The organism is Streptomyces bikiniensis (assembly GCF_000716625.1).
Lineage (GTDB): Bacteria > Actinomycetota > Actinomycetes > Streptomycetales > Streptomycetaceae > Streptomyces > Streptomyces bikiniensis.
Genome location: NZ_JNXJ01000081.1, coordinates 1 through 10,847 on the forward strand (window position 1 = coordinate 1; position 10,847 = coordinate 10,847).

The following is a 10,847-nucleotide window of genomic DNA, read 5'->3' on the forward strand; positions in this document are numbered from 1 at the left end:
TCCAGTATCGGGGCGACCCTCCGCCTTGCGATCGCACGCACCGGACACCGCCGGGCCTGCCCTCCGGGCAGACGACGCTACTTTCGACACACGCCCTAGCACCCCGGCGCCCACCGCCCCTTCGGCGTCCGCCCGCCCCTTCGGCGCGCACCCGTTCGGCACGAGCCCGTTCCGTACCAGCCCGTTTAGCACCAGCCCGTTCAGCACAGCCCGGAGCCCCCGGGCCGGGCGCGTACGCCCGGAGCCGGGCGGTCCGCCCATCCCTCCGAGGAGTCACGGATGCCCGATCCCGGGCCTTCCCCCCTGCGGTCGAGCCTGCCCACGGCCGCGTCCCACGCACTCACCCTGCCCACCGCTCCCACCGCCCCCGCCGCTCCCGGCAGCGGCCCGGTCGCTCCCGGCAGCGGCCCGGTCGCCCCGCCCCTGACCGACCTCGAACGGATCCTGCGCGGTCCCAGCGGCCTGGGCACGGCGGGCCTCTCCCTGGTCCCGCGCGCGGAGCCCCCCGTACCGGACGTCCCTCCGCCGGCCGAGCCGGCGGAGGGACGTCCGATCCCCGGCCTCTACTTCCATCCCGTGCCGGAGCCCGACCCCGCGCGCGTGGCGGAGGTCAGCCGCCGGATCAAGGAGTGGGCGGTGGACGAGGTCGACCTGTTCCCCGAGGACTGGGAAGGGGAGTTCGACGGCTTCCTGGTCGGCCGCTACATGGTCGCCTGCCACCCCGACGCCCCGACCGTCGACCACCTGATGGTCGCCACCCGCCTGATGGTCGCCGAGAACGCGGTCGACGACTGCTACTGCGAGGACCACGGCGGTTCGCCCGTCGGCCTCGGCGGCCGGCTCCTCCTCGCCCACACCGCCCTCGACCCGCTGCACACCACGGCGGCCTACCAGCCGCAGTGGGCGGAGTCGCTGCACGCGGACGCCCCCCGGCGCGCGTACCGCTCCGCCATGGAGTACTTCGTCCGGCAGGCCACCCCCTCCCAGGCCGACCGGTACCGGCACGACATGGCCCGGCTGCACCTGGGCTACCTCGCCGAGGCCGCCTGGGCCGAGACCGACCACCTGCCGGAGGTGTGGGAGTACCTCGCGATGCGGCAGTTCAACAACTTCCGCCCCTGCCCGACCATCACCGACACCGTCGGCGGCTACGAACTCCCCGCCGACCTGCACGCCCGCCCCGACATGCAGCGGATCCTGGCCCTGGCCGGCAACGCCAGCACGATCGTCAACGACCTGTACTCGTACACCAAGGAACTGGCCGCCCCCGGCCGCCATCTGAACCTGCCCGTGGTGCTCGCGGAGCGCGAGTCGCTCTCCGAGAAGGACGCCTACCTGAAGGCGATCGAGGTCCACAACGACCTCATGCGCGACTTCGAGGCCGAGGCCGCCGCCCTGGCCGCCGCCTGCCCCGTCCCGAGCGTGCTGCGCTTCCTGCGGGGCGTGGCCGTGTGGGTCGACGGCAACCACCACTGGCACCGGACCAACACCTACCGCTACAGCCTGCCCGACTTCTGGTAAGAAACGGAACCATCAGTGACCAGCACCGACACGACCACCACCGCCCCCGCGTTCGTCCCGGGCCCCGCCACCCCCTACCAGGGCGACATCGCCCGCTACTGGAACGCCGAGGCGCGGCCCGTGAACCTGCGCCTCGGCGACGTCGACGGGCTCTACCACCACCACTACGGCGTCGGAGCCGTCGACCACGCCGCCCTCGGGGACCCGCAGGACAGCGCGTACGAGAAGAAGCTCATCGCCGAGCTGCACCGTCTGGAGTCGGCGCAGACCGACGTCCTCCTCGACCACCTCGGGGACATCGGGCGCGAGGACACGCTCGTCGACGCCGGCTGCGGCCGGGGCGGTTCCAGCGTCATGGCCCACCAGCGCTTCGGCTGCAAGGTCGAGGGCGTCACCCTCTCCTCCGCGCAGGCCGACTTCGGCAACCGGCGCGCCAAGGAACTGGGCATCGAGGACCACGTCCGCGCCCGCGTCTGCAACATGCTCGACACCCCGTTCGAGAAGGGCAGCGTCGCCGCCTCCTGGAACAACGAGTCGAGCATGTACGTCGACCTGGACGACCTCTTCGCCGAGCACGCCCGGTTCCTGAAGGTCGGCGGCCGGTACGTCACCATCACCGGCTGCTGGAACCCCAAGTACGGCCAGCCCTCGAAGTGGGTCTCGCAGATCAACGCGCACTTCGAGTGCAACATCCACTCCCGCCGCGAGTACCTGCGGGCGATGGCCGACAACCGGCTCGTCCCGCAGGCCGTCGTGGACCTGACCCCGGAGACGCTGCCCTACTGGGAGCTGCGGGCCACGTCCTCGCTGGTCACCGGCATCGAGGAGGCGTTCATCGAGTCGTATAGGGACGGTTCCTTCCAGTACGTCCTGATCGCGGCCGACCGGGTCTAACCGCAAACGACCGGCTCTGACCGCGGTCGATCGCTTTCGACCGCGGTCGTGGCACAAGAACGCGCCGGGGGCCACCGGACCGACCTCCTACGGTCCCGTCGCCCCCGGCGTCGGTCGTTCCCGGCCCTGGGCGGTGTCCCCGAACGCCCTCAGGACCCGCTCGGCCGCCAGCGTCGCCGTCAGTTCGCCGTCCCTGACCCGGCGTTCCAGGAGGGGCGCGAGTTCCTGGACCGCCGGGTTCGTGCGCAGCCGGTCGAGCAGTTCCTCGCGGACCATGGTCCAGGTCCAGTCGACCTGCTGGTCCTGGCGCTTGGCCGTGAGGCGGCCGGTCGAGTCGAGCAGGGCGCGGTGCTGCTCCAGGCGCCCCCACACCTCGTCGAGGCCCGAGGACTCCCGGGCGCTGCAACTGAGCACCGGCGGCGTCCAGAACGCGTCGGCGCCGTGCATCAGCCGCAGCGCGCCCGCCAGCTCGCGCGCGGCGGCCCGCGCGTCGCGCTCGTGCGGGCCGTCCGCCTTGTTGACGGCGACCACGTCGGCCAGTTCCAGGACGCCCTTCTTGATGCCCTGGAGCTGGTCGCCGGTGCGGGCCAGGGTGAGCAGCAGGAAGGAGTCGACCATGTTGGCGACGGCCGTCTCCGACTGCCCGACGCCCACCGTCTCCACCAGGACCACGTCGTACCCCGCCGCCTCCATGACGACGATCGACTCCCGGGTCGCCTTCGCGACCCCGCCGAGCGTGCCGGCGGTGGGGGAGGGGCGGACGAAGGCCGCCGGGTCGACGGCGAGGCGTTCCATCCGCGTCTTGTCGCCGAGGATGGAGCCGCCCGTACGGCTCGACGACGGGTCGACGGCGAGGACCGCCACCCGGTGGCCGAGCCCGGTCAGCATCGTCCCGAACGCGTCGATGAAGGTCGACTTGCCGACCCCGGGCACCCCGCTGATCCCGATCCGCACCGCCCGGCCGCTGTGCGGCAGCAGCTCGGTGAGGAGTTCCTGGGCGAGGGCCCGGTGCTGGGGCCGGGTGGACTCGACGAGGGTGATCGCCCGGGCGATCAGCGCGCGCTTCCCGTCGAGCACCCCCTTCACGTACGTGTCGAGTCCGATCACAGGTCGTGCCCGAGTCCGGCGGCGAGGCGCGTCACCAGGTCGTGGGCCGCGTCCGGGATGACGGTGCCGGGCGGGAAGACCGCCGTCGCGCCCATCTCCAGGAGCGTCGCCACGTCCTGCGGGGGAATCACCCCGCCGACCACGATCATGATGTCCTCGCGGCCCTCGGCCGCCAGCTCCTCCCGGAGCGCCGGCACGAGGGTCAGGTGACCCGCGGCCAGGGAGGAGACCCCGACGATGTGCACGTCCGCCTCGACGGCCTGGCGGGCGACCTCGGCCGGGGTCTGGAACAGCGGGCCGACGTCCACGTCGAAGCCCAGGTCGGCGAAGGCCGTGGCGATCACCTTCTGGCCGCGGTCGTGTCCGTCCTGGCCCATCTTGGCGACCAGGATGCGGGGGCGCCGCCCCTCGGCCTCGCCGAAGGCGTCCACCAGGGTCCGGGTGCGCTCCACGGAGGGCGACTCCCCTGCTTCGTTGCGGTACACACCGGAAATGGTACGGATCTGGCCCGCGTGGCGCCCGTACACCTTCTCCAGGGCGTCCGAGATCTCGCCGACGGTGGCCTTCGCGCGGGCCGCGTTCACGGCCAGTTCGAGCAGGTTGCCGTCGCCGCCCGCCGCGCGGGTGAGCGCGTCGAGCGCGTCCCGGCAGGCGGTCTCGTCCCGCTCCTCGCGCAGTCGCCGCAGCTTGGCGATCTGCTGGGCGCGCACGGAGGAGTTGTCGACCTTGAGCACCTCGATCTGCTCGTCGGTCTCCACCCGGTACTTGTTGACGCCGATTACCGGCTGCCGGCCGGAGTCGATCCGGGCCTGGGTGCGGGCCGCGGCCTCCTCCACGCGCAGCTTGGGGATGCCCGCGTCGATGGCCTTCGCCATGCCGCCGGCGCCCTCGACCTCCTGGATGTGCTGCCAGGCGCGGCGCGCGAGGTCGTAGGTCAGCCGCTCGACGTACGCGCTGCCGCCCCACGGGTCGATGGTCCGGCAGGTGCCCGACTCCTGCTGGAGGAGGAGCTGGGTGTTGCGGGCGATGCGGGCCGAGAAGTCGGTCGGCAGGGCGAGGGCCTCGTCGAGCGCGTTGGTGTGCAGCGACTGGGTGTGGCCCTGGGTCGCCGCCATCGCCTCCACGCAGGTGCGGGTGACGTTGTTGAACACGTCCTGCGCGGTCAGCGACCAGCCCGAGGTCTGCGAGTGGGTGCGCAGCGAGAGGGACTTGGTGTTCTTCGGGTCGAACTGTCTGACCAGCTTGGCCCACAGGAGGCGGGCCGCGCGCAGCTTGGCGACCTCCATGAAGAAGTTCATGCCGATCGCCCAGAAGAACGACAGGCGCGGGGCGAACGCGTCCACGTCGAGCCCGGCCTCGCGGCCCGCGCGGATGTACTCGACGCCGTCCGCGAGCGTGTACGCCAGCTCCAGGTCGGCCGTCGCGCCCGCCTCCTGGATGTGGTAGCCCGAGATGGAGATCGAGTTGTAGCGCGGCATCCGCTGCGAGGTGTAGGCGAAGATGTCGGAGATGATCCGCATCGAAGGCCCGGGCGGGTAGATGTACGTGTTGCGGACCATGAACTCCTTGAGGATGTCGTTCTGGATGGTCCCGGCCAGCTTCTCGGGCGGTACGCCCTGCTCCTCGGCGGCCACGATGTAGAGCGCGAGGACCGGCAGGACCGCGCCGTTCATCGTCATCGACACGGTCATCCTGTCCAGCGGGATGCCGTCGAACAGCTGGCGCATGTCGTAGATCGAGTCGATGGCGACGCCCGCCATGCCGACGTCGCCGGTGACGCGCGGGTGGTCGCTGTCGTAGCCGCGGTGGGTCGGCAGGTCGAAGGCGACCGACAGCCCCTTCTGCCCGGCCGCCAGGTTGCGCCGGTAGAAGGCGTTGGACTCCTCGGCGGTGGAGAAGCCCGCGTACTGCCGGATCGTCCAGGGCTGGTTGACGTACATCGTCGGGTACGGGCCGCGCAGGTACGGCGCCATGCCCGGGCGGGTGTCCAGGAAGTCGAGGCCCTCCAGGTCCTGCCCGGTGTAGAGCGGCTTGACGCCGATGCCCTCGGGGGTCTCCCAGAGCAGGTCGTCGCCGCCCGCGGCCTTCTTGACGGCCGCGCGCCACTCGTCGGGGCCGGCGCCGCGGGCGGGGGACCCGAGTTCGATCCCGGAGAAGTCGGGGACGGTCATCGGGACACTCCCATGCGGTCGAGGGCGGTGGTGAGCAGGGCGACGGCGTCACAGCCCGCGAAGAGGTACGTGTCGACACCGGAGTACTGCCCCCGGCCGGCGAGGAGGACGTGCTCCGCCCCCGCCGCGCGCAGCTCGGCCGCGGTGGCCTCGGCCCGCTCCTCGTACAGGGCGTCGCTGGAGCAGAGGCAGGCCTCGCGGGCGCCGCTCTCCTCGAACGTGCCCTCGGTGACCGGCTCGATGCCGCCCGCCTGGAAGAGGTTGGCGGCGAACGTCAGCCGGGCCGAGTGCGCGGCCGCCGGGCCGAGCGCGGCCAGGTAGACCTTCGGCCGGGAGCCGGTCGCCGCGAGGTGGGCGTCGGAGCGGGCGCGCAGCTCCTCGTACGCCTCGTCGCGCCGGACGCGGGGCAGGCCGCCGGAGGGCGGCTCGGGCGCGGGGGCGCGCTCGACGGGCTTCTCCGCGAGGTGCGGGAACTCGCTGACGCCGGTGATGGGCTCGCGACGGGTGGCGAGCTTCCTGCTGCGGGCGGCCCAGGTCTCGGCCAGGCGCTCGCCGGTGAAGCCGGAGCGCAGGGCCGCCTCCTGGCCGCCCTCCCGCTCGATCGTAAGGAAGAACTCCCAGGCGGCGTGGGCCAGTTCGTCGGTGAGCCGTTCCACGTACCAGGAGCCGCCGGCCGGGTCGATGACCCGGGCGAGGTGGGACTCCTCGATGAGGACGGTGGAGGTGTTGCGGGCGATGCGGCGGGCGAAGGCGTCCGGCAGGCCGAGCGCGTCGTCGAAGGGCAGCACGGTGACGCCGTCCGCGCCGCCGACTCCGGCGGCGAGCGTGGCGATCGTGGTGCGCAGCATGTTCACCCACGGGTCGCGGCGCGTCATCATCACCGGCGAGGTCACCGCGTGCTGGCGCTGCGCGCCCGCCTCCGGGGCGCCGGAGGCCTCGGCCACCCGGGCCCAGAGCCGGCGCGCCGCGCGGAACTTGGCGATCGTCAGGAACTGGTCGGCGGTGGCCGCGTAGCGGAACTCGATCTGCCCGAGGGCCTCCGTGACGCTCAGCCCGGCCCCGGTGAGCCCGCGCAGGTAGGCCACGCCGGTCGCGAGGGAGCAGCCCAGCTCCTGCGCGGCCGAGCCGCCGGCCTCGTGGTACGGCAGGGCGTCCACGGTCAGGGCCCGCAGGCCCGGGTAGCCGTCGGCGCAGCGGCGCGCGAGGCCGGCGACGGACGCCAGGTCGTACGCCTGCCGGCCCGTGCGGGCCTCGTGGCCCAGGGGGTCGGCGCCCAGGTTGCCCCGGGCGGCCTCCGGGGCGACGCCCCGCTCCTCGTACAGGCGGAAGAGGCGCTCGGCGGCGGCCGCGGTCTCGTCGCCCGCGTCGAGGGCGACGGGCGCGAGGTCGAGGTAGACGCCGGCGAGGGTCGCGTCCAGGGCGTCGACCGGGATGCCGGTGCCGCCGACGCCGAGCCACAGGGAGGTGACGCCGTTCTCCAGGTCGGAGAGGACCGCGTCGTTGTCGGGGGTGAGGTGGCGCTGGCGCACGTCCCAGCCGCCGGTGGTGTTGCCCTCGGCCCGGCCGCCGCGTACGAAGGGGGCGAAGCCGGGCAGGCCGGGGTCGGGCGCGGCGTCGCGCGCGGTGTACAGCGGGCGCGTGTCGAGGCCGTCCTCCAGCAGGGTGGACAGGGCGTCCTCGGCTTCGGCGCCGGAGACCTCCTTGCCCGATTTGCGCAGGACGCCCGCCACGAGGTTTTGCCACTGCTCATGTGGCGCGTCTGGGAATTCGGACGCCAGGGAAAGCCCGTCGTCAGGCAGGACCGTCATGTTTCGGATGCTAGGGGAGATCGACAAGTGAGCAGGAGAGCGCGCGACTGTGACCTTCTTCTCTTCATCCCTTGTGGGTTAGGTTAGGCTTGCCTAAGTTTGGTCTTCGGTCTTTCCGTCCCCTGTCCCGGGAGAACTCGCATGCGCCCCTTCAGCACCCGTGCCGCCCGCCCCACCCCCGCCGAACGCGTGCGCTCCGTCCTGACCGCGGCCCACTCCATGACCGTCGTCACCGACGGCGGCGAGCAGGAGGTGCACCGCCTGGACGGCACGGGCCCCATGGGCCACATCCACCTGCACGACCCCTCCGAGGACTGCCCCACCGGACGGGCCGCCCGCCTCCCCGTACGCCTCGAACTCACCGACATCGCCCCCACCCCGGTCCGCGAGCGCCTGCGCGCCCGCGTCACCCTCACCGGACTCCTCGACGCCCCCTACGAGTCCGACGCCAGCCGGAGCACCTGCATGGAGTTCGGCCAGGCCCTCCTGGAGGACGCCGACGGGCGCACCTTCGTCGCCCTCGACGAACTCCAGGCGACCGAACCCGACCCGCTGGCCGGCTGCGAGGCGGCCATGCTCACCCACCTGGTCGACGACCACGCCGAACTCGTCCCCCTGCTGCTCCGCCTCGTCCGGCCCCGCCCCGACCGGGACATGGTCCGCGCCCTCCCCGTCGCCCTGGACCGCTACGGCATCACCCTGCGCCTCGAACACCCCACCGGCCACCAGGACGCCCGGCTGCCCTTCCCCACCCCCGTCAGGGACGTCGAGGAGGCGGGCCCCCGCATCCACGCCCTCCTCGCCGCCGCCCGCCGCTCCTCCCACCCCAACCGCCTGCTGACCTGAACGGCCCCGCCCCGGGCCCCGTCGAGATGCCGAAGCGCGGCCGCGGACGAAGAATGGACGGGTCGGCCCGTACGTCGCCGGCACCGGAACCGCTCGGGGACCCCCTACCGGGACACGGCCACGCCATGAACGCAGGAAGCCCGGCCAAGGGCCGGCCGTCACCGCAGAGGGGCGCGCTGTACCGCACGGGACACTGGTGCGCCCGCCACTTCGTCGTCGTCATCCTCCTGTGGCTGGCGGCCGTGGTGGGCCTCCAGGTCCTCGACCGCACAGTGGGGGGCCAGTACTCCGACGACTTCGACCTCCCCGGGGTCCAGTCGGCACAAGGACTCGCCGTCCTGGAGGCGCACGACCCCGCGGCCGGCGGCTACGGCGCCCAGATCGTCCTCAACCGGCCGTCAGGACCCCTCACGGACGAGGCGTCCGCCGTCAACTCCACCGTCGCCGCCCTGGAGAAGCTGCCCGACGTCCTCGGCGTTCAGAACCCGCTGCCGCCGCCGGGCACCACCCCGCCCGCCACCCCCGCCGGAACCCCCGACACCGGCCCGCTCTCCACCGACGGCAGGACCGCCTACATCACCGTCCGCTTCGGCGTCCCGCCCTCCACCCTCGGCACCGACTACCTGAACGGCGTCGACACGGCCGTCCAGCCGCTCCGCGACGCCGGCGTCACCGTCGAGTACGGCGGCACCCTCGGTGAACTGGCCCGCCCCGCCGCCGACGACCGCACCAGCGAGGCCATCGGCTTCGCCGTCGCGATCGTCGTCCTCGTCATCGGCTTCGGCAGCCTGATCGCCGCCGTCCTGCCCCTCGTCACGGCGCTCCTCGGGGCGATCTGCGGCCTCGCCCTCCTCGGCCTCGTGGCCGCCGCCTTCACCTTCGGCACCGTCTCGCCCACCCTCGCCACGATGATCGGCCTCGGCGTCGGCATCGACTACGCCCTCTTCCTCATCACCCGGCACCGCCAGAACCTCATGGACGGCCACGATCCCGCCGGCGCGGCGGCCCTCGCGACCACCACCAGCGGCCGCGCCGTCCTGGTCTCCGGCTGCACCGTCGTCATCGCCCTGTCCGGCCTGTGGGTCTCCGGCGTCACCTTCATCGGCAAACTCGGCCTCGCCGCCGCCTTCACCGTCGTCACCGCCGTGCTCTCCGCCCTCACCCTCGTCCCCGCCCTCCTCGGACTCGTCGGCCGCCGCATCGACCGCTATCACCTCCGCAAACCCGTCGCGGAGACCGACGCCGAACCCGGAGCGCCCGCCCACGGCACCTGGCACCGCTACGCCCAACGGGTGGAGAAGCGCCCCTGGTGGTTCCTGACCGGCGGCGTCCTGGCCCTCCTCGTCCTGGCCTTCCCGCTGCTCTTCATCCAGCTCGGCCACATCGGCGACGGGGCCGATCCCGAGTCCTTCACGGACCGGCGGGCCTACGACCTCGTCGCCACGGCCTTCGGCCCCGGCGCCAACGGCCCCCTGACCCTCGTCGTCGACCAGTCGGCCGTCCCCGCCGACGACCGGGCGGCCCTCGCCGGCAAGCTCCAGCAGTCCCTCGCCGACGTCCCGAACGCCGCCTCCATCACCCCCCTCCAGGCCACCTCCGACGGACAGGTCCTCGTCGGCACCGCCTACTCGGTCGCCTCCCCGCAGGACGAGCGGACCACCGAGCTCACCGACCACCTCGTCGACGACGTCCTGCCGCAGGCGGTCGCCGGGACCGAGGCCAGGACCTACGTCACCGGCACCACGGCCGCCCAGGTCGACTTCCTCGACATCGTCTCCAGCCGGCTCCCGCTGATCATCGCCGTGGTGGTCGCCCTCGCCTTCCTCGTCATCCTGATCGTCTTCAGAGGCCTCCTGGTCGCCCTCAAGGCCGCCGTCCTCAACGTCCTCTCCATCGCCGCCTCGTACGGCGTGGTCGTCGCCGTCTTCCAGTGGGGCTGGGGCGGACCCGCGCTCGGCGTCTCCGGCAAGGTCCCCATCGAGAGCTACGTCCCGATGATGATGTTCGCCATCGTCTTCGGCCTGAGCATGGACTACGAGATCTTCCTGCTCTCCCGCGTCCGCGAGGCCTGGCTGCGCACCGGCGACCCCAAGGCGGCGGTCGCCCACGCCCTGGAGATCACCGCCCGCGTCATCACCTGCGCCGCGCTCATCATGGTCAGCGTCTTCGCGGCCTTCGTCGTCTCCGACAACATCGTCGTCAAGATGCTCGGCCTCGGCCTCGCCGCCAGCGTCCTCATCGACGCCACCGTGGTCCGCCTGCTGCTCGTCCCCGCCGTGATGACGCTCCTCGGCAGCCACGCCTGGTGGATGCCCCGCCGCCTCGACCGGATCCTGCCGCACCTGGACACCGAGGGAGAGGGCGAACCCGAACCGGAACGGCCCCCGCCGGGCGGACGCTAACTGATCGTTTCAGAATGAGGTTCGTAGGCGTCGCAAGCAGATGATGCTGCAGGCGAGTTGAAGCAGGCCGAGGTGGAGATCTGCGCGTATCTCGTAGC

The 10,847-nt window shown here is 72.7% G+C and carries 7 protein-coding genes; 4 read left to right on the forward strand and 3 right to left on the reverse strand.

Annotation, left to right across the window (positions count from 1 at the left end):
- The first annotated feature begins 279 nt into the window (after positions 1 to 279).
- Together OO47_RS32400 and OO47_RS32405 are read left to right on the forward strand one after the other, a co-directional pair.
- Positions 280 to 1,521: a family 2 encapsulin nanocompartment cargo protein terpene cyclase gene (locus tag OO47_RS32400; protein ID WP_030223235.1), complete on the forward strand. Its 1,242-nt coding sequence runs from the start codon at positions 280 to 282 to the stop codon at positions 1,519 to 1,521.
- A 15-nt stretch (positions 1,522 to 1,536) separates the two neighbouring features.
- Positions 1,537 to 2,415, forward strand: coding sequence for a geranyl diphosphate 2-C-methyltransferase (locus OO47_RS32405; protein WP_030223228.1), 879 nt, complete (start codon positions 1,537 to 1,539; stop codon positions 2,413 to 2,415).
- A gap of 87 nt (positions 2,416 to 2,502) precedes the next feature.
- On the opposite strand, the gene meaB is transcribed toward OO47_RS32405, so the two are convergent.
- The 3 genes from meaB to OO47_RS32420 are packed head-to-tail and all read right to left on the reverse strand — an operon-like array spanning position 2,503 to position 7,501.
- Positions 2,503 to 3,522, reverse strand: a complete 1,020-nt coding sequence (gene meaB / locus OO47_RS32410; RefSeq protein WP_033211112.1) for a methylmalonyl Co-A mutase-associated GTPase MeaB — start codon at positions 3,520 to 3,522, stop codon at positions 2,503 to 2,505.
- Entirely contained in the window at positions 3,519 to 5,693 is a 2,175-nt protein-coding gene (gene scpA / locus OO47_RS32415) for a methylmalonyl-CoA mutase (protein WP_030223221.1), read from the reverse strand. Before scpA ends, meaB begins: the two co-directional genes overlap by 4 nt.
- Positions 5,690 to 7,501, reverse strand: a complete 1,812-nt coding sequence (locus OO47_RS32420) for a methylmalonyl-CoA mutase family protein (RefSeq protein ID WP_030223218.1) — start codon at positions 7,499 to 7,501, stop codon at positions 5,690 to 5,692. Before OO47_RS32420 ends, scpA begins: the two co-directional genes overlap by 4 nt.
- Before the next feature lie 141 nt (positions 7,502 to 7,642).
- Between OO47_RS32420 and OO47_RS32425 the strand changes: the two genes are divergently transcribed.
- Both OO47_RS32425 and OO47_RS32430 read left to right on the forward strand, forming a co-directional pair.
- Complete coding sequence (locus OO47_RS32425; RefSeq protein WP_030223215.1) at positions 7,643 to 8,347, forward strand: DUF2470 domain-containing protein; 705 nt, start codon at positions 7,643 to 7,645, stop codon at positions 8,345 to 8,347.
- 125 nt (positions 8,348 to 8,472) lie between these two features.
- Positions 8,473 to 10,749, forward strand: coding sequence for an MMPL family transporter (locus OO47_RS32430; RefSeq protein WP_030223212.1), 2,277 nt, complete (start codon positions 8,473 to 8,475; stop codon positions 10,747 to 10,749).
- The last annotated feature ends 98 nt before the right edge of the window (positions 10,750 to 10,847 follow it).